The sequence below is a fragment of the Nocardioides bizhenqiangii genome (genome assembly GCF_034661235.1).
GTDB classification, from domain to species: Bacteria; Actinomycetota; Actinomycetes; order Propionibacteriales; family Nocardioidaceae; genus Nocardioides; species Nocardioides bizhenqiangii.
The window spans coordinates 2,872,483-2,898,880 of sequence record NZ_CP141059.1; the positions used below are offsets into that span (position 1 = coordinate 2,872,483).

Here is a 26,398-nt window from a genome sequence, read left to right on the forward strand (position 1 = left end):
GTGACGCTGATACTCGCCCTGGTCCTCCTGCTCGGAGCGGTCGCGATCCTGGGACGCGGGCTCGTGAAGGAGGCGCCGTCGACCGGCCTCGCCCGTTCTCTCGCCACCCTCGAGCAGTCCGCGCCCGGGTCCCAAGAGCCGGCCGAGGACGAGGCTCCGTTCGCAGACCGCGTCCTCGCGCCCCTCCAGGCCCGCGCCCTCCAGGTCGGCAGGCGGATGACCGGCGCCGACAAGGCCGACCGGATCCGGCACAAGCTCGACCTCGCCGGCAACCCGCTCGACTGGTCGGTCGACCGCGTCGTCGGTCTCAAGGTGCTGGCCGCGGTGCTGCTGCCCGCGTGCGGTGTCGCTTACGGCGTGATGGTCGGTGCATCGGCACTGACGCTGCTGCTGATCGTCGCGGTCGCCGGAGCCGTCGGGTTCTTCGCCCCCGACCTGTACCTCTACCAGCGCGCCTACGAACGATCCGAGGCCATCCGGCGCACCCTGGCCGACTCGGTCGACCTCTTGACCATCAGCGTCGAAGCCGGCTTGGGATTCGACGCCGCCCTCCAGCAGGTGGCGCGCAACACCGGCGGCCCGCTCGCCGACGAGTTCTCCCGCGTGCTGCGCGAGATCCAGCTCGGAAAGGGCCGCTCCGACTCCCTCAAGGCGCTGGGCGAGCGGACGAACATCGCCGACCTCAAGTCGTTCGTCGGGGCGATGGTCCAGGCAGATGCGTTCGGGATCTCGATCGCTCAGGTCCTTCGAGTCCAGACTTCGGAGATCCGGGTGAAGCGGCGCCAGTATGCTGAGGCCAAGGCCCAGCAGGTGCCGGTCAAGATCATGGTGCCCCTCGTGGTCTGTATCCTGCCGTGTCTCATGGCCGTGATCATGGGTCCGGCGATCATCAGCATGCTGAAGGCCTTCTCTTGAGTCCATGAAAATGTCCCCCTTCGCCAGCAGCGGCGCGCTCACCGTCGTTGCGGCCTCCCGCCTCTTCGCGTTGCTCGCCATCGGCGCGCCCTCGTTGTGGCTGCAGGACGAGGAGACGCTCTGGGCCCTGCTCGCCCTGGCCGTGCTCTGGATCTACCAGACCGTCACGGTCACCCGTCGCGACCTGGAGCTGACCCTCTCCGCCCCGGTGGAGGCGGTCGCCGTGGGCGTGATCTGCGCCCTCGGCATGCAGGACTCCCCCGCGATCCTGGCGGCGCTGGTCGTCCCTCCGCTCTACGCCACCGCCGCCGAGGGCCTCCGTCCGATGGTGCGCAGCGTCGCCTTCCAGCTCGTGACCGTGGTCAGCATCGGACTCATGTGGCGCCAGGACAAGCTCACCGAGCAGCAGGGGCTGTCGATCTTCTCCTGGTCGATGGTGGGCGTCGGCCTGAGCCTGGTCGCCAGCGTGACCTTCAATTCCGATCGTCCCGTCCGCGATCCGCTGACGCCCTACCGCGACGCCCAGCACCTGATCAAGCAGCTCATCGAGCTGTCCGGTGACCTCAGCTCGGGTCTCGACGTGTCCGCGATCGGCGGCGAGATGCTGGCCGTCGCCGGCGACCTCCTCCCCACCCGCGCCATGGCGCTCTACGTCCCTCGCGGAGATGCCCTCGCCCCGGTCGCCTCGAGCACGGACCTGGACCAGGCGGACGCGGACGCGTGCGAGAAGCTGGCGACCGACGCGTGGGCTCGTGGCGAACCGGTGTCGGCCGGCCAGGGCTTCGCCTTCGCCGCGGGGGACGCGGCGATCGTGGCCGGCCTCCGTCCCGGACGGGACGCGGTGCGGGGGGGCGACCCACCGTTCGAGGAGCTGAAGGCAGCGTTGGCGACGAGCGCGGTGAAGTTCGACACCGCGTTGCTCTTCTCGCACTTCCGCGACGTCGCGACCGCGGACGAGCGGCAGCGGCTGGCGCGCGAGATGCACGACGGCGTCGCCCAGGACATCGCTTCGCTCGGCTACCTCGTCGACGCCCTGGCGGCACGGCCCGCGAACGAGCAGCAGGAGAAGCAGTTCGCGATGCTCCGCGACCGCGTCACCAAGGTGGTCGCCGAGGTGCGGCGGTCCGTGATGAACCTGCGCACGAGCATCGGTGAGAACGAGAGCCTCGGCGCCGCGATCAGCGCGGTCGCCCGGCACCTCTCCGAGGCGTCGGGAATCCCGATCCGGGTGCGGCTCGACGAGCAGCCCACCCGGCTCCGACCCGAGGTCGAGGCGGAGCTCTTCCGGATCGCCCAGGAAGCGTTGAACAACGCCGTGAAGCATGCCCGGGCGACGGCCATCGACGTGCGCTGCCAGGTCTACGCGCCCGATGCGAGGATCACGATCGCCGACGACGGCGTCGGCCTGCAGGGTGGCCGCGCCGACTCCCACGGGCTGAAGATCATGCGCGAACGCGCCAAGCTGATAGGCGCCCAGTTGACAGTGCGCGACAATGCCAGTCGTGGACTCACCGTCTCAGTCGTACTGCGGGCCCCGGGCGGCCCTACCCAGGGCCCGGACCGCACCCTGATGAAGGAGACCCGATGACAAGCGACCCGATCACGATCCTGCTGGTGGACGACCACGAGCTGATCCGCAGCGGACTCGGTGCCGTGCTGGACCTCGAGGAGGACATGCACATCGTCGGCACCGCACCGAGCGTCGCCGAGGCGATCACGGCGTACGACCAGCTGCAGCCGAAGGTCGTGGTCGCCGACCTGCAGCTCCAGGACGGCACCCGGCTCGACATCGTGCGGACCATCCGCAAGAAGAGCGACACGGCCGGCCTGATCGTGCTGACGATGCACTCGGGCGACGACCAGATCTTCGCCGCGATGCAGGCCGGTGCCTCCGGCTTCGTCGGGAAGGATGCGCCGGCCACCGAGGTGATCAAGGCGGCGCGGCATGCCGCCGTCTCGCCGAAGGCCTTCGTGTGCGCCGGGCTGGTGGGGGCGATGATGCGTCGGCGATCCGGCGAGGTGACGGCACTGACCGACCGCGAGCACGACGTGCTCCTGCTGCTGGCCGAAGGCATGAACGCCGCCGCGATCGGGGCGAAGCTCTATCTGTCCGAGTCCACCACGAAGTCCCACATTGCCCGGATCTACCAGAAGCTCGGCGCCGCCAACCGCGCGCAGGCGCTGGTGACGGCGATGCGCATCGGCCTGCTGTCGACGGTGCAGCCGTCTGCCCGCTAGATCTGGACCGCGTTCGGGACTGCGCCGGTAGTCACATCTGACTAACGGCTTCGAGACGAACTCCTGATCCGTCGAGCACGCTCCCACGGCAAGATTTCGGTCATCGGGGGAGACCCCCGGGGACCAGTACAAATACTTGAGGGAGAACTTCGATGATCCAGTACCTGCAGATCCTGCTCAACGCCCACCGTGACGAGGAGCGGGGCGCGTCCGCCGTCGAGTACGGCCTCCTGGTGTCGCTGATCGCGCTCGCGATCATCGTTGCCGTCACCGCCCTCGGCGGCGAGCTCTCCGGGCTCTTCGCCGCGGTCACCGCGGGCATCTGATCTCAACGGAGGCAGTGGCCGCGCGTCCGGTTCGGACGCGCGGCCACTGTCATTCTCGGATCGAACTCCCAGGGGAAGGGCCAGGTGACGTGCGAATGAGGATCTTCGACCGGACCGCGCGGGACGTGGGTGCCTCGTCGGTCGAGTACGCAATCCTCGTCTCGCTGATCGCCCTCGCGATCGCCGTCGCGGTCACGGCCTTCGGCGGAGCGGTTTCCGGTCTCTTCGTCGTGTTCTAGCGCCGCTGATCGACCGACCGGGCGATCGCGATCCGCTCGAGCACCGTGGGATGGGATCCGAACCACCACTGCGACCACCCCGGGGGGGTCGGATCGGCAAGCGACTTGATCGCGAGCCGGCGCTGGAGGGCGACGAATGGCTGGGGGGCGTTCGTCGCCCTCAGTGCGTCCACATCGGCCCGCGTCTCGATCTGCCGACTGATGCCGTTCTGGAGCGGGCTCGCAAGGACCGCGGCGATCGCCGCGAGCGCGAGGATCATCGGCACCGCACCGACCTCTCCCACCCGGGGACGTCCGCGGCGCTCGGCCACTCCGGTCAGCAACCCGAGCAGGCCGACCCCGGCGAGGACGCCGGCGGCACCGAGGAACGTGCCGAGCAGCACGTCGTCGTGGCGGTCGTGCGACAGCTCGTGGGCGACGACCGACAGCGCCTGCTGGTCGTCCAGGTCGTCGACGAGCGTGTCGTAGACGACCACGCGGCGGGTCTCGCCGTACCCGGAGACGTAAGCGTTGAGCGTCGTCGTACGACGCGAGGCGTCGGCGACCAGCACGTCGTCGACCTCGACGCCCTCCCGCTCGGCGAGCTCGAGGATCTGCGTGCGCAACGGCCCGTCCTCGAGTGGCGTGAAGGAGTTGAACAGCGGCTCGACGAGCACGGGGTAGACGAACGAACCGGCGACGACGAAGACTGCCAGCAATCCCCCGGCGATCGCCGGCCAGGCGCGCGTCCACCGGCGGGCGACCGCGAACAGCACGACCAGGGCGATCGACGTCGTCACGACGTCGACCAGCTCGCTCTTGACCAGGTCGAGCGCCCAGGCCGGCCACGACGAGGTGCTGAGGCCGGCATCGAGCTGGAGTCGCCGCTGTGCGATCGCGAGAGGCAGCGTCACGAGTCGACCGATCACCTCGAGGGCCGTGACGACGAGGATCACCCGCGCCCACCACGGACCGGGCATCCGGTCGGCGAGCCGGCGACCGCGCGCGCTGAAACCCAGCCAGCAGACCACGGCGAGCGAAACCAGCAGGGAGCTCCAGCCCCACACGCGGGCCCATCGGGCGTAGTCCTCTGCCCGCTCGACCTGGTCCGGGCGGAAGACCGCATCGGCCGGGACCGGATCCGGCGTGCCGCCCGGCACGGGGTTCCACGGCACCAGCCAGGTGGCGAGCAGCACGAACGCCGCGATGCCGATCATGGTGGTGCCGAGGGCGATCCGCCCCTCCGTGGTGTCGAAGTTCGTCGGCGTCTGCACCTCAGCCACCCACGCTCGAGACCGAGCTGAGCGTGTCCTGCCAGGCACGGGTGAGGTCCCCGATCGTCCAGCCGAAGTGGCGGCGCAGCTCGGCCTCCAGGCCGGCACCATCCACGACCGCTTCGTAGAACGCCACCAGGGCATCCTCTCCACCGTGCTCCGCCAGTGTCACGCAGACCAGCCACGAGGCCTCGTACGCGGCGCCGAGGTGTTGCGCGCGGGTGTCGAGGTCGAGCCGGCTCGGCAGCGCCTCGGGGACACCGTCCCTGCGCACCTGGCCGATGATCTGGCCGGCGGTCCGTGACACGGGGAGGTCGACGTCGCGGAGCGCGACGTAGTCCGCGAAGCCCTCGAGCAGCCAGTTCTCGACGCCGCTCGTCGTCGGTGTCGCGGTCACGGCATGGACCGCCTCGTGGCTGAGCACCACCTGCGCGGACAGCGGCCCCTGGGCGCGGTAGACGTCGGGGTTGATGAAGACGTGGACCGGCGCCCCGGGGACGTTCGCGCCGTCGGCCGTGGCGGTGACCGCGACCACGGCGTCGTACGTCCCCGGCGGCTGGCCGAGGGCTGCGTGCAGGGCATCGCTGGAAGCGGGCACCTCGATCACGAGCTGCTCGGCGCTCCTGCCGAGCACCCGCTGCGCGACCACCAGGGCCTGCTCGCTCACGGTGACGAGGGGTCGCATCGGAACCACGCCGTCGGCGACGAGGACCACCACGTCGTCGGTACGGCGGACGGCCGCCGGTCCGCTGATCCACACCGGGGTCCGGCCGACGCCACCGCCGATCGCACCGACGCGCGTGCCCCCGTCAGCGAACGCGAACTCGATGTCCGCGCGAGCGGACCTCTCGTCGAAGCCGTCGATCCGCCAGGTGGTGGCGATCGCGGCGGTCCAGGAGCCGTCCGCGGCGACCTGCCCGTTCTCCGTCAGGTAGGTGAAGGTCACGTCCACCAGGTCGAGCGCCGCCGCGGTCTCCGCGACCGAACGGAGCAGGTCCTGCGCTGCGTCGTCGGCGCCGAGCTCGGCCGCCGCGTCGGCATCCCGCCGCCGCAGCGCCCGCTCGAGGTCGTCGAGGGTGCGGGTCGCGGCGGCCGGTGCGATGGCATCGGTGGACGCGGTGGGCGTCGGTGCGACGTAAGGCTCGTCGTCCTGGCAGCCGCTCAGCGCCGCGACGGCGAGCACGACTCCCGCCAGCAGGAGCCGTACGGGGGCAGGATCAGCCAGGGCGGACCGCACCGACGTACGGCATCGAGTGGAGATCGGCGACGCGGACGCCGGCACCCGGGTTGGCCGCGCCGGCGATCAGACCGTTGCCGATGTACATCTCGACGTGGCTGATCGGGCTGTAGTAGAAGACCAGGTCTCCGGGCTGGAGCTGGCTCTCGGAGACGTGCGTCCCGGAGCCGTACTGCGCGCTCGACGAGTGCGGGAGGGAGACGCCGGCCTGGGCCCAGGCCATCATCGTCAGGCCGGAGCAGTCGAACGCATCCGGTCCGGCGGCGCCGTAGACGTAGGCGTCACCGACCTGGGCCATGACGTACTGCACCGCGGCGGCGGCACGACCCTCGGCCGGCACGGACGACGGAGCGCGGACGTCGCTGTCGCGGGACAGGATCGCCTCCCGCTCCTCGGCCTCGAGCTCGCCGAGCAGGTCCTCCGCCTCGGCCAGCTTGGCGTCGACGGTCTCCTTCTCGTCCTTGAGCTCTGCCTCGAGGTCGGCGACCTGGTCGCGACGGTCGGAGGTCTCCGTCCGGCGGATCGCGAAGGCCTTCAGCTCGTCGTTGTAGTCGGAGAGCAGGGACTCCTGCAGGTCGCTCACGGTCGTGAACGTCGAGAGCTCGTTGACGAAGGCGTCCTCGTCGGAGTTGAGGAGCTGGGTCGCGGGGCCCAGGGACTGGCCCTGGAACTGGCGGATCACGGAGTCACGGACGTCGGAGCGGACGCGGGCGACCTCGTCGCCCTGGCGCACCTCGTCGGCCTGCAGGGAGTCGAGCTCGTCGTTGAGCTCGACCAGCTCGAGCTTGGCGTCGTGGTAGCGCTCCTGCGCCTGCTCGGCCTCCTGGAAGAGCCGGTCGACGCGCGCACGCACGTCGTCGATGTCGGGCTCGGCCTGGGCGGGCGCGGAGCCGTTGACCATGATTGCGACGGATCCGGCGAGCGCGAGCGCGCTCAGCGCGGAGGCAAAACGTTTGCGGCCGTTCAGCACGTGCTGGCGGTCCCCTCTTGGTGTCGTACGCCTACCGGGTGAGCTGACGGGTTCGGGCACGACTTGCCCTACCCGCACTCCTCGCCACCGCCTGGACGGCCGCGCCTCGTACGGGATTCACCCCAGGATGGTGTGGGTCCCCGGCTCCGGTGCCCCCCAATGCGCAGGCGGCACCGAACTCGACGCGGTGCCCGCGCGGATCGGTCGATCCACTTCCACGGACACCTGAGCGAGCAGCCTAAACCGGACCTCGGAACTCGCCAAACCCCGGGTCGCCGTGTCGATGGCCAAGGTTTGCCCAGCTCTCGTCACACTGGTCACAATCGTTACATCCGTTACATCCGTCACATCCGTCACTCAGGCGGACTCGATCTCCGGACCGTCGACCGGTTGCACCAGCCGCAGCCGTGGCACCAGCCCCTCGTCCGCGAGCACGTCGAGCGCCCGCAGCTCCTCGTCGTCGATGGTCAGCTCCGGCGGCGGTCCGAGCAGGACGGTCACCACACAGTCGTGGCACGCCAGGCCGCGGACCAGGCAGGTGTCGCAGTCGATCGTCGTCGTCATGGATGCACCGTGACAGCAGGCCCCGACACAACGGTCAGGCGTCGGTGCGGGCGACGACCTCGATGGCGTCGTCGCGCCCGCACCACCGGCAGCGCACCGACTCGACGTTCTCCTCGAGCAGCTCGGTGTCGTCGACGGCGTGCTCTCCGGCGAGGTCGAAGTGCCAGAACTCGGTCGTCCGGCGGCTCCGTGTCACGTCGAACCTGGTGAGGTTGCCGCAACCGGCGCACCGCCAGCGCTGGCTCGGGTCCGGGAGGTCGATCACGCCCGGAGTCTAGGAGGCGCGCCTCCCGGTTCTCGTCGGAGGTTCCTCCTACCGTCGGCGCCATGAGCACCGCACCCGTCCGGAGCCCCTGGGAGGACCAGCGCAGCTTCGACGAGCTCGGGCGGCCGCTGCGTGATGTCACCTTCTGCGTGGTCGACCTGGAGACCACGGGCGGGTCGGTCGGCGACGGAGACATGATCACCGAGATCGGGGCCGTCAAGGTCCAGGGCGGCGAGGTGCTCGGCGAGTTCCAGACCCTGGTCAACCCGCACACCGCCATCCCGGCGTTCATCGCGGTGCTCACCGGCATCACCAACAGCATGGTCGCCGACGCGCCGCCGATCACCTCCGCGCTGCCGGCGTTCCTGGAGTTCGCACGCGGTTCGGTGCTGGTGGCGCACAACGCGCGTTTCGACGTCGGGTTCCTCCGCCACTTCGCCCGCCAGCAGGACCTCCCCTGGCCCGACTTCGAGGTCCTCGACACGGTCAAGCTCGCCCGCCGGGTGGTCACCCGCGACGAGGCGCCCAACCACAAGCTGTCCTCGCTGGCCAGGGTGTTCCGGTCGGGCACCACCCCCAACCACCGCGCACTCGCCGACGCGCGCGCGACGGTCGACGTGCTGCACGGCCTCATGGAGCGCCTCGGCGGGCTCGGCGTGCACACCCTCGAGGAGCTGCAGACCTACTCCTCCAAGGTCGCGGCCACGCAGCGGCGCAAGCGGCACCTCGCCGACCGGCTCCCCCACGCGCCCGGGGTCTACCTCTTCTGCGACGACCAGTCCCGGGTGCTCTACGTCGGCACGTCGAAGGACCTGCGCAAGCGGGTGCGCTCCTACTTCACCGCCTCCGAGACCCGCACCCGGATGGGCGAGATGGTCCGGCTCGCCTCGTCGGTCACCGGCATCGAGTGCGCGACCGCGCTCGAGGCCGAGGTCCGCGAGCTGCGCCTGATCGCGGAGCACAAGCCGAGCTACAACCGGCGGTCGCGCTTCCCCGAGAAGGTCACCTTCGTCAAGCTGACCCGCGAGCCGTGGCCGCGGTTGTCGCTGGTCAAGCGAGTGCTCGACGACGACGCCGACTACCTCGGCCCTTTCTCGTCGCGCTCCGCCGCGGAGAGCTGCCTCGCGGCGCTGCACGAGACGTTCCCGATCCGGCAGTGCTCGGACAAGTTCGGCCGTCAGCCGTCGCGCTCCGCGTGCGTGCTCGCCGAGCTCGGCCGGTGCCTCTCGCCCTGCGACGGCAGTGTCGACGCCGACACCTACGCCGCCGTGGTCCGCCAGCTGCGCGACGCCCTGCTGCGGCATCCCGACGACGTCGTCGAGCTGGTCAACGACAAGATGGCGGCCCTCGCCGAGCAGGAGCGCTTCGAGGAGGCCGGCGTCCACCGCGACCGGTTGGCGGCGTTCGTGCGGGCCGCGGCGCGCACCCAGCGGCTGACGTCGCTGACGCGCTGCGCGGAGGTGGTGGCTGCCCGGCGTGACGACCCTTCGACAGGCTCAGGGCAGGCGAGGTGGGAGGTCCACGTGATCCGGCACGGCCGGCTGGCTGCAGCCGGCGTGATCCCCACCGGCGTCGAGGCCCGGGCCTACGTCGAGCAGCTCCGAGCCTCCGCCGAGACCGTCGTCCCGAGCGTGGGCCCGATCCCCGCCGCGACCGCCGAGGAGTCCGAGCGCATCCTGCGCTGGCTCGAGCTGCCCGGCGTGCGACTGGTCGAGATCGACGGCGAGTGGACGTGTCCGGTGCCCGGCGCCGGGCGGCACGCCGAGCGCTACGCGCATGCGTAGGCGCTCGCACCTCAGCCTCACCCAGGCACTGCGCCTATTCTTTGGCAGATGATCACCGCCATTGTCTTCGTCAAGGCCGACGTCGCCCGGATCCCTGAGGTCGCCGAGGCGATCGCCGCGCTCGACGGGGTCAGCGAGGTCTACTCGGTGACCGGGCAGATCGACCTGATCGCGTTGGTGCGGGTCCGTCGGCACGAGGACGTCGCGGGAGTGGTGGCCGAGCAGCTCAACAAGGTGCCCGGTGTCGTCGGCACCGAGACCCACATCGCCTTCCGGGCCTACTCCCGCCACGACCTCGAGTCGGCGTTCTCGCTGGGCCTGGACTGACGTCACACGGCGATCCGCGACGAACGGTCGGATCTCCTAGTCCGTACGGGTCATTTGCCGGCCTTTCGGTTCCGGTACCACCCGGCGCCACATAGCGTCGGGCCGTCATCCGTGATGAGGGTCGCGGACGACGTCACACCGGGAGGGGAACACCGTGGGGATTTCGCGCATGTGCGCGCGCACGATCGCAGTGATCGTGATAGCAGCCGGTTGCCTGGCCGCGGCGCCAGAAACCGCGCTCGCCGTGCCCGGAACGCCCGGCAGCCTCTCCGCGTCGGCATCCAACCCGCCGGTCCTGTCGTGGGATCGGGCGACGTCCGCGGTGAAGTACGAGGTCCAGGTCGACGACGACCCCGCCTTCGTCTCCCCCGAGTTCACCCTGACCACCGTCAACACCCGCGCCGTACCGACGTTGGTCCTCCACGCCGGCGACCAGTTCTGGCGGGTTCGGGCGTACGACGCCACCAACGTCGTCGGCGCCTGGGCGCAGGCTTCGTTCGTGGTCGACCCCGTGCCTGCGCCGACGGGCCTTACCCCCCACGCGACCACGCTGCAGCAGCCGAGCTCGCCGCCGCTCTTGTCGTGGGACGAGGTGCGCGGCGCTGAGGCTTACGTCGTCCAGCTCGACGACGAGGAGGACACCGAGTACGTCGGTGCCCGGGAGTACACCACGAAGGCGACCGCCCTCGTCGTCCCCGAGGCACTCCCCACCGGTGACACCGGTGAGAGCTATCGGTGGCGGGTGAAGGCGATCCGCGACTCGGGTGTGGAGTCGGACTTCTCGGGAGACGCCACCTTCACCCTGTCGCCGATCGCCGCGGTGACCCTGAACACCCCGGCCGACGACGCGGTCGTCCAGGACATCGTCCTCGACTGGCAGCCGCTGCCCGGTGCGCAGTACTACGAGCTCGAGGTCTCGACCGACGACAGCTTCTCGACCTCGACGCTGGTCGAGCCGCGTCGCAAGGTCTACGGCACCCGCTACTCGCCTTCGATCACCTACGACAACAACACCTACTACTGGCGGGTCCGTGCTGTCGACACGTCCGGTAACCCGAGCGCGTGGTCGGACGGCATCGACCTGCGCAGCTTCGTCCGGTCCTGGACCCTGAAGCCGGCGCAACAGTGGCCGGCACCCGGCGCCAACGTCCCGGCGAACCGGATGTTCCTGGAGTGGACGCCGGTCCAGCACGCCACCCAGTACGAGGTCCAGATGGGCTCGGACCAAAACTTCTCGCCCGGGACCTTCTCTGCTTGTCACGTGGCCGGCACGACGTACACGCCAGGCATCGTCGAGGTCAACACAACGACGGCCATCGTCATGAGAGACCCCCACGAGAAGTGCACGCCCCAAGCCGGCGTGCCGACCTACTGGCGGGTCCGCGCCCTCGACCTGCCCTTCACCCGGCCGGGCACCGGTACCTCCGGCGTCCAGGGCCTGTTCTCGGACACCCGCTCCTTCGTCTTCAACCCGGACGCACTCGGGACGATGACCCCGGCCAATGGCGCGACCGTCGACGTGCCGGTCCTGTCCTGGTCCCCCGTCGACAACGCCGCGCACTACGAGGTCTCGCTGTCCGACAACACGGGAAACCCCGTCGTGGCCAAGACCCGCACCTACGCGACGTCCTACGTCCCCATCGTCTCCACGCCGCTGACCGCTGCGAAGAGCCCGTACACCTGGCGACTCCAGGCGATCGGCGCCGACGGTGTCACCCAGTCGCTCATCGCCCAACGCACGTTCTCGATCTCCGGTGAGGCCCCCGACGAGGGGCCGTGGGCGGGTGCCGCCTCGCCCCTCACCCCGCTGACCGCCAACGATCCGGGCTCGTCGTCGATGCGTGCCCCGTTGATGGCGTGGGAGCCGCACCCGGGCGCCGCGAGCTACCGGGTCTTCGCCGGTCCCGCTGGCAGCGGCACTCTGTTCGGCGACACCGCTGACGCGTTCAACGTCAAGCTCAGCCACCCCGCGGTCACCGACATCTGGACCCGGCTGCTCGAGCCCGGCCAGTACGACTGGTTCGTCGAGGCCTACGACGCCACGGGCGTGCCCATCGCCACCGGACCGGTCGCCACCTTCGCGATCGCTCCGATCGGATCTGTCGGGGAGGTGCAGGTGGCGCTGGACGGGACCGAGCTGGCTCCGCCGTTCGCGGGCTCGACCTGTGTCGTCGCGTCGCCGTGCGACAACACCATCGCCACGCCGGTGATCTCGTGGAACCCGGTCCCGAGTGCCTCGATGTACCTGGTTTACGTCTCCGAGGAGTCCGACTTCACCAACGTGGTGGAACCGCTGATCAGCCTTCCGGCAACCACCAACACGATCTACGCACCCACTCTCAGCCAGGAGAAGGCGGCACTCGCCGAGAGCCTGGCCGGCGCGTCGTACTACGTGTTCATCCGACCGTGCCGGACCGTGACGTCCTGCGGCCCCAACCCCGTCTCGGCGTCAGGGATGGCGACCACCGCCTTCGAGAAGAAGTCACCCCGAGCGGTGCTCGAGCAGCCGGTCCCCGGTGCGACGGTCAGCACGTCCGAGATCACCTTCGACTGGCAGGACTACCGCGCCACCAACGCGGCGACCATCTTCGCCGACACCGGTGAAGCCGGCACCCAGTCTGCGAAGTGGTACCGCATCCAGGTCGACGACAACGCCAACTTCTCCTCGCCGATCGAGAGCGTCCGGGTCGACCAGTCGACCTACACCTCGCCGACCACGCTCTATCCCGAGGGCCCGCTCTACTGGCGGGTGCAGGCGATCGACGCGGACGACAACGACCTTGCCTGGTCGGACGGCCGCGTGTTCACCAAGTCCAGCCCCGTGGTGGCGCTGACCAGCCCGCTGCACGGCACCGTCCGCCACGGGACGACCGTCTTCCGGTGGCAGCCACGCGCCTTCGCCGCAAGCTACGACATCGAGCTCTACAAGAACAACGACACCACCTTCTCCAGCGCCAACCGCGTGTTCAGCAAGAACGTGAAGCAGACCGCGTACGTCTGGAACGAGGTCATCCCGTCGAGCACGGTCCCCTACGTGTGGCGGGTGCGCGCGGTCGACCCGTTGGGCAACAAGGGGCCGTGGTCGACCACCCGCGCCTTCACCAACTCCACCGAGGAGCCTCACGTCGAGGGTCCGGCCTCCGGGAGCTACCTCCAGGGCGACGACATCCTGCTCCGGTGGACCTCAGTCCCTGGCGCCACGTCCTACGAGGTCGAGCTGATGGCCCCCACCGGCACCACCGCCGAGCGGACGGACACCAAGGCGACGGCGTACGCGCCGTACCGCACGCTCGTCGACGGCACCTGGCAGTGGAAGGTCGTCGCCGAGAACGCATCGGGCACCCAGATCGGGTCCAGCGGCTGGGCGACGTTCGTCATCGACGAGAACGGCCCGAAGGTCATGACCGTGGCGCCGAGCACGGTCCTGCCGAGGTCGAGCATCGTGGTGACGTTCAACGAGCCGGTGAAGAACGTGACCGGGCGGACCCTCTACCTCAAGAAGAACGGCACCCGGCGCAAGGTCGCAGCGGCCGTCACGCTGTCCGCCGACAAGCTCCGAGCCACGCTCAACCCGAGCCGGAGGCTGGGTGGCTCGACGGTCTACACGCTCAAGCTCACAGCCGGGATCACCGACCTTCGCGACAACAAGCTGGCACCCACCACCCGCAGCATCTTCGTGCGGTAGCCGGGACGCTGCGGTGGCCGTCGACGATTCGAGTACGACGTCCCAACCGGCGTAAAATCACTGGGTGAAGAACCTCCTCGACTGGCTGGCCGACCACTGGGTCGACGCGCTCGGCTGGGGCGGGAGCGCACTGCTCGTCTACTCGCTGCTCCAGCAGCGCGTGCTCCGGTTCCGCACCCTGAACCTCGTCGCCGGAGGCGTGCTGATCGCCTTCAACGCGATCCTCGGTGTGTGGCCGATGGTGGCCCTCAACGCGGTGACCAGCGCGATCAACCTGTGGTTCATCCTGCGGCTGCGGCGGCAGCGGCACGACGCCGCGTCGTTCGAGGTGATCGAGGTCGGTCTGGACGACCAGTACCTCCGTCACGTGCTCGACACCCACGCCGGCGACATCCAGCAGCACCAGCCGACGTTCGCGGGGCGGGCCCTGCCCGGGCAGGAGGCATTCGTCATCGCGAAGGGTGACGAGACGGTCGGGGTCGTCGTCGTCGAGAGGGACGGCGAGGTCGCACGGGTGCGCCTCGACTACGTCACGCCGAAGTACCGCGACTTCACCCCGGGCGAGTTCGTCTGGCGGCGCAGCGACCTGCTCCGGAGCCGCGGCTACCGGCAGGTCGTGACCTCACCGGAGATCGTGTCCCCCTACTACGACCGGATCGGCTTCCGGGCGGAGGGTCGGAGCTTCGTCCTCGACCTCGACCAGCCCGAAGGCGTGGCTGCCGGTAGCTAGGCCGAGGCGGCGGCCACCCAGCGGTCCAGCGCCGCGCGGGCGGCGCCCGAGTCGATCGCCTGGGCCGCGCGGGCGATACCCGCGACGAGCGCCTCGTGCACGTCGGTGCCAGGTGCGTCGTAGACGGCCAGTGCCGCTCCCGCGTTGAGCAGCACGGCGTCGCGCACCGCGCCGGTCTCCCCCGCCAGCAGGCGGCGTACGACGTCCGCGTTGTGCTCGGCGTCACCGCCGCGCAGCGCGGCCCTGTCGACGTGCGGGAGACCGAGCGCGGCCGGGTCGACCGACGTGGTGGTGACCTCGCCGTCGTGGACCACCCAGACCGCGGAGGTCGTGGTGGTCGTGAGCTCGTCGAGCCCGTCGTCGCCGCGGAAGACCCAGGCGTCGACACCGCGAGCCGCGAGCACCCCCGCCATGACGGGAGCTACCCGCGGGTCCGCGCACCCGACCGCCCGCGCCTGCGCGTGGGCCGGGTTTGTGAGCGGGCCGAGCATGTTGAACGTCGTGCCGATCCCGAGCTCGCTGCGCGCCGGACCGGCGAACCGGAGGGCAGGGTGGAACGTCTTGGCGAAGCAGAACGTGATGCCGGCCTCCTCGGCCACCGCCGCCACCCGCTCGGCGGGCAGGTCGAGCCGGATCCCGAGCACCCGCAGCACGTCCGCCGACCCCGACTGCGAGCTGGCCGACACGTTGCCGTGCTTGACCACCTTGGCTCCCGCGCCGGCGGCCACGATCGCGGCCATCGTCGAGATGTTGACCGACATCGAGCGGTCGCCCCCGGTGCCCACCACGTCGAGCAGCCGGCCGCCGACCTCGATCGGGGTCGCGGCGGCGTACATCGCGTCGACCAGGCCGGTGACCTCGGCGACCGTCTCGCCCTTGGCGCGCAGGGCGACCGCGAAGCCCGCGATCTGGGCGTCGGTGGCCTCGCCCGCGAGGATCTCGCCGGTCGCCCAGGCGACCTGTGCGGAGGTCAGCTCGGTGCCGGCGACCAGCGCGCTGAGGACCTCCGGCCAGGTGTGACCGGTGGCGGGATCATTCATCAGGCTGCTGGGACCCGCGACCGCAGCAGCGAGATGACGGCCTCGGCGAGCTGGACGGGGTCGATCGGATGCGGCACGGCGGCATCGGCGCGAGACCAGGTCGCGAGCCACGCGTCCTGCGGGCGTCCGGTCAGCACCACGAGCGGCGGGCACTGGTAGATCTCGTCCTTGAGCTGCTTCGCGATGCCCATCCCGCCGGCCGGTACCGCCTCGCCGTCGAGGATCGCGAGGTCGATGTGACCGGCGTCCATGTTCTGGATCACCACCGGCTCGGTCGCGACCTCGACGTACTCCACCTCGGGCAGGTCCGGGTGGGGCCGACGCCCCAGCGCCAGGATCACCTGCTCGCGGGTGTGGACGTCGTCGCTGTAGACGAGGACCTTGAGTGCCCCCTTGACTGCATGGGTGTCCGTCACGTGCGGGATGTTACTCGGATCGTGCTTCCAGCCGGTCCAGGCGTCGGTCCTCGCGCTCGGCCTCCTTCGCGGAGGCCCGCACCCACTGCACGAACAGCACGACGAAGAACACGATGCCGACCAGGTCGCCCGCGCCCCAGAGGATCCCGCCGGCCAGCTCCTGGTCGGCCCGCGGATCCGGCAGCCACGCCCCCATCGGGCCGTCGTGCAGCGACGGGTAGTGGTCGCCGCCGAGGAGCGCGCTCTGTCCCATGATCGTGACGCCCAGGAAGGCGTGGAACGGCAGCGTGAGCACGGTCAGCAGCACCCGGAACGGGTAGGCGACCCGCCCGGGCAGTGGATCGACCCCCACGATCGGCCAGAAGAACAGGGCGCCGACCACCACCAGGTGCACGTGCATCAGCTCGTGCACGTAGGCGTTGGACAGCGAGGCGTCGTACCAGCCGGTGAAGTAGAGCGCCCACGGCGAGACGACGTACAGGAGGAACGTCAGCGGGGGGAAGGTCAGCACCTTCGCGACGCGCGAGTGGAGCACGGCGAGCAGCCACCTGCGGGGCGCCTTCGGCAGGGTCCGCAGCGCCAGGGTCACCGGCGCACCCAGCGCGAGCGACAGGGGCACCACCATCGACAGCACCATGTGCTGGGCCATGTGCACGCTCAGCAGCACGGTGTCGTAGGCGGCGATCCCGGACGACGTCACCAGGTAGAAGGCCAGCATGCCGGCCCCCCAGGCGACCGACCGACCGACCGGCCACCGGTCCCCGCGCCGGTGCAGCGCCCGCACGCCCAGGGCGTAGAACCCCACGGCCCACACCGTCACCACGAGCGGCAACGGCGCGAGGCTCCACTCGGTCACGAGGGTCGCCCAGGAGAGCGGGTCCACGCCTCGACGGTACGACCCCGCGACACCCCGTCCGATTACTGGGGGTCGAGGAGACGTCAGCGCCCGCTATCGACATAATGACCCCGTGGCGACCACAGCAACGGCATCTCTCCCGGCCTCGCGACTGCACGGCCAGCACGACCGACCCAGCATGGTCGCCGTCGGCACCATCATCTGGCTCTCGAGCGAGCTGATGTTCTTCGCGGCCCTGTTCGCGTCGTACTTCACGATCCGGTCGGTGAGCCCCGACATGTGGGCCGAGAACACCGACCTGCTGAATGTGCCGTTCGCCTCGATCAACACCACGATCCTGGTGCTGTCGTCGCTCACCTGCCAGCTGGGTGTGTTCGCCGCCGAGCGCGGTCAGGTCGGCCGCAAGGGCTCCCTGCTCAAGATCGGCGAGTGGGGGCTGCGCGAGTGGTTCATCCTCACCTACATCATGGGCGCCATATTCATCGGCGGCCAGGCGCTGGAGTACGCCGAGCTGATCCACGAGGGCGTCACCATCCCGCACGACGCCTACGGCACGATGTTCTACCTGACGACCGGCTTCCACGGCCTCCACGTGACCGGCGGCCTGATCGCGTTCCTGTTCGTCCTCGGCCGGACCTACATCGCCAAGCGGTTCACCCATGAGCAGGCGGTCAGCGCGATCGTCGTGTCCTACTACTGGCACTTCGTCGACGTGGTGTGGATCGGTCTGTTCGCGACGATCTACCTCGTGAAGTGATCGCCGTGACAGCAGCGACGTCACCGACGAAGACTGATTGCCGGACCCGTCCGTCCCTGACCTGCAAGGACTGAATGTGCGCCTCCTGAACCGCTCCGCCGGCCGCCTGTCGCGGCATCGTCGCGGACCGATCGCCGGCCTCGTCGTGCTCCTGCTGGGGCTGCTCATGATGGGCGGGCTGTACGCCGTCCTCGCGCCCGCGCAGGCCGACTCCACCCAGAGCCAGGACGAGCTGGTCCAGGAGGGCCGCGAGCTCTTCATCGTCGGCTGTGCGTTCTGCCACGGCCAGAACGGCGAAGGCGTGCTCACCCAGGGCGGCGACCAGTACGGCCCGGCGCTCACCGACGTCGGCGCGGCCGCGGTCGACTTCCAGGTCGGCACCGGCCGGATGCCGATGGCCAACCCGGGCAACCAGGCGCCCCGCAAGGAGGTCGTCTACACCGACGACGAGATCAAAGCGCTCGCGGCCTACGTCGCCAGCCTCGGCACCGGCCCGGCGATCCCGGACCGGGAGCTGTACGACCCGGCCACCCTCTCCGACGAGGAGTACGAGGAGTACGTCGTCCGCGGCGGCCAGATCTTCCTCGCCAACTGCACGGCCTGCCACAACTTCGAGGGCTCCGGCGGCGCCATGCCCCGCGGCGGCTACGCCCCCAAGATCCGCGGGGTCGACCCGAAGCACGTCTACGAGGCGATGCTCACCGGCCCGCAGTCGATGGACACCTTCTCGGACGGCAACATCCCGCCGGACGACAAGAAGGCCGTCATCGCCTACCTGGACACGCTCAACGACCAGCCGGACTACGGCGGTCTCACCCTCGGCGGTCTCGGACCGGTGAGCGAGGGCCTGATCGCGTGGCTGGTGGGGATGGGTGGCCTGGTCGCCTTCGCGGTGTGGATCGCCGCCCAGACGACCCGCACGAGCAAGAAGAAGGACGGGGCTGACGCGTGACCGACTCTCACGGCAACATCGAGCCGGTCGACCACAGCGACGGCCACGGCGGCCACGGGGGCGCGCTCGTCCCTGACGAGCCGATCGCCAACCCGGGCGTGCCGGAGCACCTCCCCCGCCCGACCGACGTCGACCCGGCGAAGGAGAAGCGCGCGGAGCGCCAGGTCGCGGGGTTCTTCGGCCTCTCGGCGATCTGCACGATCCTGTTCGCCGTCTCCTACTTCACCTTCGACGTCGGCGACAACTGGCACGTCGTCGGCGGCCTGGGTGCCTCCACCGTCGCGCTCGGCGGCACGCTCGGCCTCTCGCTCCTCTTCATCGGCATCGCGATCATCCACTGGTCGCGCAAGCTGATGGGCGACGACGAGCTGGTCGAGATGCGTCATCCGGCCTACTCCGGGGAGGCCGACCGGCAGCGCACGCTCGACGACCTCAGGACCGGGTACGAGGAGACGGGCATCGCCCGCCGACCGCTGATCGTCAGGTCGGCCCTCGGCTCCCTCGCGCTGCTCGGCGTGCCCGCGGTGATCCTGCTCCGCGACCTCGGCCCGCTGCCCGGCGACAAGCTGTACCACACGATCTGGGGCCAGGGCGGCCGCAAGATCACGGTCATCGAGGACGGCGAGGAGGTCGAGGTCGAGGTCCCGAAGATGCGGATCTCACGCGACGCCATCGGCACCCCGATCCTCGCCTCGGACCTGGAGATCGGTGACCTCGTCAACGCCCAGCCCGAGGTGCTGTTCAACCCCGAGCGCTACTACGTGCCGCACGCAGAGGTCGAGGGCGCTGCCCTCCAGACCCACAAGAGCAAGGCCTCGCTGATCCTGCTGCGGATGGAGCCCGAGGACATCAAGCCGGGCAAGGGCCGCGAGGACTGGTCCGTCAACGGGATCGTGGCCTACTCCAAGATCTGCACGCATGTGGGGTGCCCGATCTCGCTCAACGAGCGCACCACCCACCACCTGCTCTGCCCGTGCCACCAGTCGACGTTCGACATGACGGACTCCGGCAACGTCATCTTCGGCCCGGCGGGCCGGCCGCTGCCGCAGCTGCCGATCGAGATCGACGACCAGGGGTACCTCGTCGCGCAGAGCGACTTCACTGAACCGGTCGGACCTAGCTTCTGGGAGCGGGACTATGAAGAGCGCTGACGTCGCGTCGACGAACGGCACCGAGCCGGCCACGCCCAGCAAGGGCGCCAAGCGAGCCGGAGCGGTCGCCACCTGGGCCGACGACCGGCTCGGCCTCGCCAAGGCCACCAAGGGCCTGTCGCTGCGCAAGGTCTTCCCCGACCACTGGTCCTTCATGCTCGGCGAGATCGCGCTGTGGAGCTTCGTCGTCCTGCTGCTGACCGGCGTGTTCCTGACCCTGTGGTTCGACCCGAGCATGGCCGAGGTCCAGTACAACGGGTCCTACGACCCGCTGCGCGGCGTCCACATGTCGCGGGCGATGGCCTCGACGCTGGAGATCTCCTTCGACGTCCGCGGTGGCCTGCTCATGCGGCAGATGCACCACTGGGCCGCGATGATCTTCATCGCGGCGATGATGATCCACCTGCTCCGCGTCTACCTCACCGGCGCGTTCCGCAAGCCGCGCGAGATCAACTGGCTCATCGGCTGCCTGCTGCTGCTCCTCGGCACCATCGAGGGCTTCACCGGCTACTCGCTCCCCGACGACCTGCTGTCGGGCACCGGCGTCAGGGCCGCGGACGGCTTCATGAAGGCCAGCCCCGTCATCGGCACCTACATGTCGTTCTTCCTGTTCGGCGGAGAGTTCCCGGGCGACCAGATCATCCCCCGCTTCTACGCCATCCACATCCTGCTGATCCCCGGGATCCTGCTGGCGCTGATCACGGCCCACCTGATCCTGGTCGTCTACCACAAGCACACGCAGTGGCCCGGTCCCGGCAAGACGGAGGACAACGTCGTCGGTCCCCCGCTGCTGCCGATCTACATGGCCAAGGCGGGCGGCTTCTTCTTCATCGTGTTCGGCATGACCGCGCTCCTCGGCGGTCTGTTCACGCTCAACCCGGTGTGGAAGTACGGTCCTTACGATCCGTCCAAGGTGACCGCCGGCTCACAGCCCGACTGGTACATGGGTTGGCCCGACGGCCTGCTCCGGATCATCCCGGCATGGGAGACCCATCTCTGGGGCTTCACGGTGTCGTGGAACATCATGCTGCCGATCCTCATCGCACCTCCGCTGCTGCTGATGGTGCTGATGGTGCTGCCGTTCCTGGAGTCGTGGATCACCGGCGACAAGCGCGAGCACCACCTGCTCCAACGGCCGCGCAACGCACCGACCCGCACGGCGATCATGGCCGCGCTGATCACCTTCTACGGCCTCTCCTGGGCCGCGGGCGGCAACGACATCATCGCGATCAAGCTGAACCTGAGCATCAACCAGATCACGTACTTCCTGCGCGGCGCCGTGATCATCGGACCGATCATCGCCTTCATCATCACGCGCCGCTGGTGCATCTCGCTCCAGCGGCATGACGAGGCCAAGCTGCTGCACGGCTACGAGACAGGCGTCATCGTCCGCTCCCCCGACGGCGGGTACGCCGAGAAACACCTGCCGATCAGCGAGGCCGACGCCTACGTGCTCACCGCTCGCGACCGGGAGGAGGTCTACTCCTCCAACGGTGCGGCCGACGAGTCGGGGGTGGCCGCTCCCGGCGGCAGGCGCGCGGCGGTGATGAACAAGGTGCGCAGCCGGCTGTCGGTCCTCATGTTCGCCGACAACGTGCAGAAGCCGACCGCCGAGGAGCTGCACGAGGCTCAGCACCACTCCGAGCACGAGCTGCACGAGCTGGAGCACCAGATCTCCACCGGTCCCAACAAGCACGGCCCGACCTCGGACCAATGACCCGGTATGGCCGAGCCCGGCCAGGACCTCCCGGTGCCGCCTGGCCCGGGGCTGCCGTCCGGTGCGACCATCCCGGCGGGCGAGCTGGTCGAGCGCTTCTCACGCTCTCCCGGCCCGGGCGGTCAGGCGGTGAACACCAGCGACACCCGTGTCGAGCTGCTCTTCGCCCCGGGCAGCTCCACCGCTTTCACGGACGCCCAGCGGGCTCGTCTGGTCCGCCACCTGGCCGACGCGATGACGCGGGGGCACGTCTCGGTCGTGGCGTCGGAGCACCGCTCCCAGCTGCGCAACCGCATCGCCGCCCGCGAGCGCCTGGTCGCCCTGCTGCGGGAGGCGGTGGCACCGCCGCCGCCACCCCGCCGAAAAACGAAGCCGAGCCGCGCCTCCCAGCGCAGGCGCGTCGAGGAGAAGAAGCAGCGCGGACGCACCAAGACGCTGCGGGGCCCCGTCCGCGACGAGTGAGCGGGGGGTCGGCCCCGGCTGGGGGTCTAGAGCGCGGAGCTGGCCTTGTAGTCCGACCAGGCGATGTTCCAGTCGCCGTAGCCGTTGTCGGGCTCCATCGGCCGGTCGGTGCCGGTGTACTCGACCACGTCGCCGCGCAGGGTCATCGCGTAGAGCCAGGCGGCGTCCTCGGTGCTCATGCCGGTGCAGCCGTGGGACACGTTGGCGGAGCCCTGTGAGCCCACCGACCACGGCGCGGCGTGGATGAACTCGCCGGAGTTGGTCACCCGCATCGCCCACTGCACGTTGTCGATGTCGTAGGCCTCGGAGCCGGTGATGCCGACGGTCTCGGAGTTCATCCGCTTGGACTCGAACTTCTCCATGATCACCTTGACGCCCGAGCGCGTCGTGAACGCGGGCTGTTCGCCGGTCGTGATCGGGATGGTCCGGAGCAGCGTGCCGTTGGAGTAGACGTCCATCTGGTGGGTCTGCGCGTTGACCTTGTAGACGTGGGCGTCGCCGATGCTGAAGGTGAGCCGACGGTCCTCCTGGCCGTAGATCCCGCCGCCGGCGTCGACGCCGTTGACGTCGATGTCGACGGTGACGTCGGTGCCGGCCTGCCAGTACTTCTTCGGCCGGTAGTGGACCTCGGTGTCGCTGACCCAGTGCCAGGTGCCCGGCTGGCCCGGGTTGGTGGTCACGTGCATGTGGCGCTCGAAAGCCGCCTTGTTGGTGACCGGGATGTCGAACGTGACGACGACGGGCATGCCGACCCCGACGGTCTCACCGTCGAGCGGCGCCACCGACGGGTAGGTCTGCTGGTCGAGCGTCAGCGCCTCGGTGGTGAAGCTCGACGTGGTCCGCACGGTCTCGCCGTCTGCGCTCCGGCCGACCGACTTCACGGTGTAGGTCATCCCCGGCTCGAGCCGGTCCGCAGCGGTCCAGCGGGTGCCGTTGTCGGCGAGCGTGCCGTCGAGCGTGCCGTCGCCGTAGGTGACGGTGACCTTCTTCAGCGAGGCGTCCTTCGCGTCGACCTGGAGCTCGGTGTCGACCGGGACGTTGGTCGCGCCCTTCTTGACACTGGTCTTGATGACCGGCTTCGCGGCCGGGGGCGCCGTCGTCTCCTCGTCGGTGTCGTCGCCGACACCTGCCGAGGACAGCGCATCGTCGGCGGCGCTGCACCCGCTCACCAGCACGGCGGCGGCGACCAGCGCTGCGAGTCCACGACGGGTCGCGGGACGGCTGCGGCGGGCGCGGAACGGCAGGGCATGCATGCGGCTGGTGTCTCTCTTCCGGGATCGAGCGGCACGACGCCGCCAGAAAAGAGTAACCCGAGGCCCCACCAACAAACGCCATCCGCGGCGTTGCCTATCTCACGCGCCGCCGATGCAACCTGTGCCGGACCAGCTAGTGCGCGTGTTCTCCGCGGTAGTACTCGAAGATCCAGCCGGAGAGCGTCAGCACGCCGAGAGCCGCGCCGAGGACCACCATCCACCACTGGGTCATCGCCGTGGCCAGCACGATGATGCCGAGCGTGCAGGCGCACCAGAACGGCCACCAGGAGTACGGCGGGAAGAACCCGAGCTCACCGGCGCCGTCGGCGATCTCGCCGTCGATCCGGTCCTCCGGACGGGCATCCATCCGCCGGGCGTGGAAGCCGAGGTAGAGGGTGACCATCGCGGTCAGCAGCGTGGTCATCACGAGCGCGGAGGTGCCGGTCCAGTCGGCGCAGGAGACGCCCGGGTCGGCGTTGCAGTCGGTGGCCGCGTCGGTGATCAACCAGTACGCCGGTGTCACCAGCACCAGGAAGATGGTGGTGATGCCGAAGAGCCAGGCCTCGACCTTCATCAGACCTCACCCTCCGTCTCGTCGTGCTTGTAGCTGTGGCTCTTGGGGTCGCCGGCGTCCTTCTGGGCCTGCTGCTGGGCGAGGTGCTCCCGGAGTCCGCGCGAGTCCGGAGCATCGGCGGCCTCGTCGGTCCCTTCCTTCGGGTTGGCATCGAGCTCGATCGCGGCGATCTCGGGATGGTGCAGGTCGAACGCCGGCGACTCCGAGCGGATCCGCGGGAGGCTGGCGAAGTTGTGGCGCGGCGGCGGGCAGCTGGTGGCCCACTCCAGCGAGCGCCCCCAACCCCACGGGTCGTCGACGCCGACCACCGGGGTCTTGCGGGTGATCCAGACGTTGTAGAAGAACGGCAGCATCGAGGACGCGAGGATGAACGCACCGATGGTCGACACCTGGTTGAGGACGGTGAACCCGTCGTCGCCGAGGTAGTCGGCATAGCGCCGCGGCATGCCCTCGATGCCCAGCCAGTGCTGGATGAGGAACGTGGTGTGGAAGCCGATGAACAGCAACCAGAAGTGGATCTTGCCGAGCCGTTCGTCGAGCATCTTGCCGGTCAGCTTCGGCCACCAGAAGTAGAAGCCGGCGAACATGGCGAACACGACCGTGCCGAACACCGTGTAGTGGAAGTGCGCCACCACGAAGTAGGAGTCGGACACGTGGAAGTCCAGCGGCGGGCTGGCCAGGATGATGCCGGTCAGGCCACCGAACAGGAACGTCGTGAGGAACCCGATGGACCACAGCATCGGGGTGTCCATCCGCACCGACCCGCCCCACATGGTGCCGATCCAGTTGAAGAACTTCACCCCCGTCGGGACCGCGATCAGGAACGACATGCCGGAGAAGAACGGCAGGTTGACCGCACCGGTGACGAACATGTGGTGCGCCCACACCGCGACCGAGAGGATCGCGATCCCCATCGTCGCGCCGACCAGGCCGATGTAGCCGAAGATCGGCTTGCGGCTGAAGACCGGCAGGATCTCGGAGATGATGCCGAAGAACGGCAGCGCGATGATGTAGACCTCGGGATGCCCGAAGAACCAGAACAGGTGCTGCCACAAGATCGCCCCGCCGTGGGACGGGTCGAACACATGGGCACCGAGCTGCCGGTCCGCCTCGAGCGAGAGCAACGCGCCGGCGAGCACCGGGAACGCGATCAGCACCAGCAGGCTGGTGATCAGCACCGTCCAGGTGAAGATCGACATCCGGAACATCGTCATCCCCGGTGCGCGCATGCAGATGATCGTGGTGATGAAGTTGACCGCACCGAGGATGGTGCCCAGACCCGCCATCCACAGGCCCATCACCCACAGGTCTCCGCCGACTCCGGGGCTGTTGACCGAGTCCGACAGCGGCGTGTAGGCGAACCAGCCGAACGACGCCGCGCCGTCCGGCGTCAGGAAGCCGGCTCCGGCGATCAGGCCGCCGAACAGGTAGAGCCAGTAGCTGAACATGTTCAGCCGCGGGAACGCGACGTCCGGAGCGCCGATCTGAAGCGGCATGATCGCGTTGCCGAACGCGAAGAACAGCGGCGTCGCGAACAGCAGCAGCATGATCGTGCCGTGCATCGTGAACAGCTGGTTGTAGGTCTCCTCGTTCACCACCTGGCTGCCCGGGTAGGCCAGCTCGGAGCGGATGAGGAGGGCCATGATGCCGCCCGCCATGAACCACGCCATGGCGGTGACGAAGTAGAGGTTGCCGATCACCTTGTGATCGGTCGTGGTCATGACCCGCACCAGCAACTGGCCGAGCGGCTTGCGCTCGGTGAGCTCGGCGGACCGGGCGACGGTGGCGGTCACTCGTCCCCTCCCTGGTCGTTGAGGTCCTCGAGGACAGGCGTGTAGGCGTAGGACCCGCCGACGATCGGCTCCTCGCTCACGTGGTCGGGGTCCGATGCCAGTTCGTCCAGGTAGGCGTCGTACTCGTCCTGCGACACGACCCGCACGTCGAACAGCATCCGCGAGTGGTAGGTGCCGCACAGCTCGTAGCACTTGCCCTTGAACTCGCCGGTCTCGGTGGTCGTCACCTGGAAGGCGTTGTCACGACCGGGCATCACGTCCATCCGCATGGCGAACGCCGGGACGCCGAAGTCGTGGATCACGTCGGGGCTGTAGAGGTCGAACTGGATGGTGCTGTCGACCGGGAGCACCAGGGTGGGCATGTCGCTGCCGGTGCCGGAGACCCAGACGTTGGTGCCGTCGGGCGTGTCGACCGAGTCGGGGTAGTTGAAGGTCCACTGCCACTTCTGGCCGACGACGGTCACCGTCACGTCCGGCTCGGGGTCCATCTCGAGCATGGTGTTCTGCACCCGCACCGTGTGCGCGAAGAACACGACGACCATGATGATGGGGAAGATCGTGTAGAAGATCTCGACCGGCAGGTTATAGCGCGTCTGGACCGGGATCTCGTCGTCATTGCGGCGCCGGAAGTACCAGGCGGCGCCGAGGATGAACGCCCAGGTGACGACTCCGGTCGCGAGCGCGGCGATCCAAGCGCCCTGCCACAGGTGCAGGTTGTCCTGCCCCTGCTCGGTCACGATCTCGGGCATGCCGAGCCGGCCCGCCTCGGTGTCGTCCGAGCATCCGGTCAGCGCCAGCGCGAGTACGACGACGACGCCGGCCAGCCCGGCCGCGCGGCGCAGGCGCCGGGCCGATCCACCCGTGCGCTCGGGGTGCCTCAAGCCCACGAACGAG

General features: G+C 69.4%; 26 protein-coding genes and 1 riboswitch. Of the genes, 14 read left to right on the top strand and 12 right to left on the bottom strand.

What is annotated here, in order from left to right:
- From SHK19_RS13950 to SHK19_RS13970, 5 genes are all read left to right on the top strand, one after another.
- Entirely contained in the window at positions 1-915 is a 915-nt protein-coding gene (locus tag SHK19_RS13950) for a type II secretion system F family protein (RefSeq protein WP_322455569.1), read from the top strand.
- Between the two features lie 4 nt (positions 916-919).
- Positions 920-2,503: a sensor histidine kinase gene (locus tag SHK19_RS13955; RefSeq protein WP_322936583.1), complete on the top strand. Its 1,584-nt coding sequence runs from the start codon at positions 920-922 to the stop codon at positions 2,501-2,503.
- On the top strand, positions 2,500-3,153 hold the full coding sequence (locus SHK19_RS13960) for a response regulator transcription factor (protein WP_322936584.1): 654 nt from the start codon (positions 2,500-2,502) through the stop codon (positions 3,151-3,153). Before SHK19_RS13955 ends, SHK19_RS13960 begins: the two co-directional genes overlap by 4 nt.
- A gap of 152 nt (positions 3,154-3,305) precedes the next feature.
- On the top strand, positions 3,306-3,479 hold the full coding sequence (locus SHK19_RS13965) for a Flp family type IVb pilin (protein WP_322936585.1): 174 nt from the start codon (positions 3,306-3,308) through the stop codon (positions 3,477-3,479).
- A 95-nt stretch (positions 3,480-3,574) separates the two neighbouring features.
- Positions 3,575-3,718 carry a Flp family type IVb pilin gene (locus SHK19_RS13970; RefSeq protein WP_322455573.1) on the top strand — a complete coding sequence of 48 codons (144 nt, stop codon included), beginning with the start codon at positions 3,575-3,577 and terminating at the stop codon, positions 3,716-3,718.
- On the opposite strand, the gene SHK19_RS13975 is transcribed toward SHK19_RS13970, so the two are convergent.
- The 5 genes from SHK19_RS13975 to SHK19_RS13995 form a co-directional block, all read right to left on the bottom strand.
- Positions 3,715-4,980, bottom strand: a complete 1,266-nt coding sequence (locus tag SHK19_RS13975) for a M48 family metallopeptidase (RefSeq protein WP_322455574.1) — start codon at positions 4,978-4,980, stop codon at positions 3,715-3,717. The two genes, SHK19_RS13970 and SHK19_RS13975, sit on opposite strands and share 4 nt — an antisense overlap.
- Entirely contained in the window at positions 4,973-6,208 is a 1,236-nt protein-coding gene (locus SHK19_RS13980) for a hypothetical protein (RefSeq protein ID WP_322455575.1), read from the bottom strand. The genes SHK19_RS13975 and SHK19_RS13980 overlap by 8 nt, the downstream gene beginning before the upstream one ends.
- Complete coding sequence (locus SHK19_RS13985) at positions 6,189-7,109, bottom strand: C40 family peptidase (RefSeq protein ID WP_322455576.1); 921 nt, start codon at positions 7,107-7,109, stop codon at positions 6,189-6,191. Before SHK19_RS13985 ends, SHK19_RS13980 begins: the two co-directional genes overlap by 20 nt.
- Before the next feature lie 82 nt (positions 7,110-7,191).
- Positions 7,192-7,358, bottom strand: a riboswitch (cyclic di-AMP (ydaO/yuaA leader).
- 177 nt (positions 7,359-7,535) lie between these two features.
- Positions 7,536-7,742 carry a hypothetical protein gene (locus SHK19_RS13990; protein ID WP_322455577.1) on the bottom strand — a complete coding sequence of 69 codons (207 nt, stop codon included), beginning with the start codon at positions 7,740-7,742 and terminating at the stop codon, positions 7,536-7,538.
- Positions 7,743-7,776: 34 nt separating this feature from the next.
- Positions 7,777-8,007 (bottom strand): hypothetical protein, encoded by a 231-nt coding sequence (locus SHK19_RS13995; protein ID WP_322455578.1) that lies wholly within the window; start codon positions 8,005-8,007, stop codon positions 7,777-7,779.
- A gap of 62 nt (positions 8,008-8,069) precedes the next feature.
- On the opposite strand from SHK19_RS13995, the gene SHK19_RS14000 reads away from it, so the two are divergent.
- The 4 genes from SHK19_RS14000 to SHK19_RS14015 all read left to right on the top strand — a co-directional run bounded on the left by SHK19_RS14000 (position 8,070) and on the right by SHK19_RS14015 (position 14,533).
- On the top strand, positions 8,070-9,791 hold the full coding sequence (locus SHK19_RS14000) for a DEDD exonuclease domain-containing protein (RefSeq protein ID WP_322936586.1): 1,722 nt from the start codon (positions 8,070-8,072) through the stop codon (positions 9,789-9,791).
- Positions 9,792-9,839: 48 nt separating this feature from the next.
- Positions 9,840-10,118 (top strand): Lrp/AsnC family transcriptional regulator, encoded by a 279-nt coding sequence (locus SHK19_RS14005; protein ID WP_322455580.1) that lies wholly within the window; start codon positions 9,840-9,842, stop codon positions 10,116-10,118.
- 154 nt (positions 10,119-10,272) lie between these two features.
- Complete coding sequence (locus tag SHK19_RS14010) at positions 10,273-13,803, top strand: Ig-like domain-containing protein (RefSeq protein WP_322936587.1); 3,531 nt, start codon at positions 10,273-10,275, stop codon at positions 13,801-13,803.
- 64 nt (positions 13,804-13,867) lie between these two features.
- Positions 13,868-14,533 (top strand): hypothetical protein, encoded by a 666-nt coding sequence (locus tag SHK19_RS14015; RefSeq protein ID WP_322455582.1) that lies wholly within the window; start codon positions 13,868-13,870, stop codon positions 14,531-14,533.
- Here the strand turns inward: SHK19_RS14015 and trpD are convergent.
- From trpD to SHK19_RS14030, 3 genes are read right to left on the bottom strand one after another with little or no spacing between them, the layout of a single operon-like run.
- Entirely contained in the window at positions 14,530-15,573 is a 1,044-nt protein-coding gene (gene trpD, locus SHK19_RS14020; protein WP_322936588.1) for an anthranilate phosphoribosyltransferase, read from the bottom strand. The genes SHK19_RS14015 and trpD overlap by 4 nt on opposite strands.
- Positions 15,573-15,998 carry an Rv3143 family two-component system response regulator gene (locus tag SHK19_RS14025; protein WP_405030507.1) on the bottom strand — a complete coding sequence of 142 codons (426 nt, stop codon included), beginning with the start codon at positions 15,996-15,998 and terminating at the stop codon, positions 15,573-15,575. The genes trpD and SHK19_RS14025 overlap by 1 nt, the downstream gene beginning before the upstream one ends.
- Before the next feature lies 1 nt (position 15,999).
- Positions 16,000-16,872, bottom strand: coding sequence for a cytochrome c oxidase assembly protein (locus SHK19_RS14030; protein ID WP_322936589.1), 873 nt, complete (start codon positions 16,870-16,872; stop codon positions 16,000-16,002).
- Between the two features lie 85 nt (positions 16,873-16,957).
- Between SHK19_RS14030 and ctaE the strand changes: the two genes are divergently transcribed.
- From ctaE to arfB, 5 genes are all read left to right on the top strand, one after another.
- Entirely contained in the window at positions 16,958-17,602 is a 645-nt protein-coding gene (ctaE, locus tag SHK19_RS14035; RefSeq protein WP_438862034.1) for an aa3-type cytochrome oxidase subunit III, read from the top strand.
- Positions 17,603-17,678: 76 nt separating this feature from the next.
- Entirely contained in the window at positions 17,679-18,554 is an 876-nt protein-coding gene (gene qcrC / locus SHK19_RS14040; protein ID WP_322455586.1) for a cytochrome bc1 complex diheme cytochrome c subunit, read from the top strand.
- A gap of 17 nt (positions 18,555-18,571) precedes the next feature.
- Positions 18,572-19,705, top strand: coding sequence for a cytochrome bc1 complex Rieske iron-sulfur subunit (gene qcrA, locus SHK19_RS14045; protein WP_322938695.1), 1,134 nt, complete (start codon positions 18,572-18,574; stop codon positions 19,703-19,705).
- The gene (gene qcrB / locus SHK19_RS14050; protein WP_322936590.1) at positions 19,692-21,422 is read left to right on the top strand and encodes a cytochrome bc1 complex cytochrome b subunit; all 1,731 of its coding nucleotides are present in this window, start codon (positions 19,692-19,694) and stop codon (positions 21,420-21,422) included. The genes qcrA and qcrB overlap by 14 nt, the downstream gene beginning before the upstream one ends.
- 6 nt (positions 21,423-21,428) lie before the next feature.
- Positions 21,429-21,884 (top strand): alternative ribosome rescue aminoacyl-tRNA hydrolase ArfB, encoded by a 456-nt coding sequence (gene arfB, locus SHK19_RS14055; protein ID WP_322455588.1) that lies wholly within the window; start codon positions 21,429-21,431, stop codon positions 21,882-21,884.
- 26 nt (positions 21,885-21,910) lie between these two features.
- Here the strand turns inward: arfB and SHK19_RS14060 are convergent, their stop codons facing one another.
- The 4 genes from SHK19_RS14060 to ctaC form a co-directional block, all read right to left on the bottom strand.
- On the bottom strand, positions 21,911-23,137 hold the full coding sequence (locus tag SHK19_RS14060) for a L,D-transpeptidase (RefSeq protein ID WP_322936591.1): 1,227 nt from the start codon (positions 23,135-23,137) through the stop codon (positions 21,911-21,913).
- Positions 23,138-23,270: 133 nt separating this feature from the next.
- The gene (locus SHK19_RS14065) at positions 23,271-23,711 is read right to left on the bottom strand and encodes a cytochrome c oxidase subunit 4 (RefSeq protein WP_322455590.1); all 441 of its coding nucleotides are present in this window, start codon (positions 23,709-23,711) and stop codon (positions 23,271-23,273) included.
- Positions 23,711-25,504, bottom strand: a complete 1,794-nt coding sequence (gene ctaD / locus SHK19_RS14070; protein WP_449867049.1) for an aa3-type cytochrome oxidase subunit I — start codon at positions 25,502-25,504, stop codon at positions 23,711-23,713. Before ctaD ends, SHK19_RS14065 begins: the two co-directional genes overlap by 1 nt.
- Positions 25,501-26,391 carry an aa3-type cytochrome oxidase subunit II gene (gene ctaC, locus SHK19_RS14075; RefSeq protein ID WP_322455613.1) on the bottom strand — a complete coding sequence of 297 codons (891 nt, stop codon included), beginning with the start codon at positions 26,389-26,391 and terminating at the stop codon, positions 25,501-25,503. The genes ctaD and ctaC overlap by 4 nt, the downstream gene beginning before the upstream one ends.
- Positions 26,392-26,398: the final 7 nt, after the last annotated feature.

Coding starts and splice junctions, on each gene's coding strand:
- SHK19_RS13955 (WP_322936583.1), top strand. CDS start 920: ATGAAAATGTCCCCCTTCGCCAGCAGCGGCGCGCTCACCGTCGTTGCG.
- SHK19_RS13960 (WP_322936584.1), top strand. CDS start 2,500: ATGACAAGCGACCCGATCACGATCCTGCTGGTGGACGACCACGAGCTG.
- SHK19_RS13965 (WP_322936585.1), top strand. CDS start 3,306: ATGATCCAGTACCTGCAGATCCTGCTCAACGCCCACCGTGACGAGGAG.
- SHK19_RS13970 (WP_322455573.1), top strand. CDS start 3,575: ATGAGGATCTTCGACCGGACCGCGCGGGACGTGGGTGCCTCGTCGGTC.
- SHK19_RS13985 (WP_322455576.1), bottom strand. CDS start 7,109: ATGGTCAACGGCTCCGCGCCCGCCCAGGCCGAGCCCGACATCGACGAC.
- SHK19_RS13990 (WP_322455577.1), bottom strand. CDS start 7,742: ATGACGACGACGATCGACTGCGACACCTGCCTGGTCCGCGGCCTGGCG.
- SHK19_RS14000 (WP_322936586.1), top strand. CDS start 8,070: ATGAGCACCGCACCCGTCCGGAGCCCCTGGGAGGACCAGCGCAGCTTC.
- SHK19_RS14005 (WP_322455580.1), top strand. CDS start 9,840: ATGATCACCGCCATTGTCTTCGTCAAGGCCGACGTCGCCCGGATCCCT.
- trpD (WP_322936588.1), bottom strand. CDS start 15,573: ATGAATGATCCCGCCACCGGTCACACCTGGCCGGAGGTCCTCAGCGCG.
- qcrB (WP_322936590.1), top strand. CDS start 19,692: ATGAAGAGCGCTGACGTCGCGTCGACGAACGGCACCGAGCCGGCCACG.
- arfB (WP_322455588.1), top strand. CDS start 21,429: ATGGCCGAGCCCGGCCAGGACCTCCCGGTGCCGCCTGGCCCGGGGCTG.
- SHK19_RS14060 (WP_322936591.1), bottom strand. CDS start 23,137: ATGCATGCCCTGCCGTTCCGCGCCCGCCGCAGCCGTCCCGCGACCCGT.
- SHK19_RS14065 (WP_322455590.1), bottom strand. CDS start 23,711: ATGAAGGTCGAGGCCTGGCTCTTCGGCATCACCACCATCTTCCTGGTG.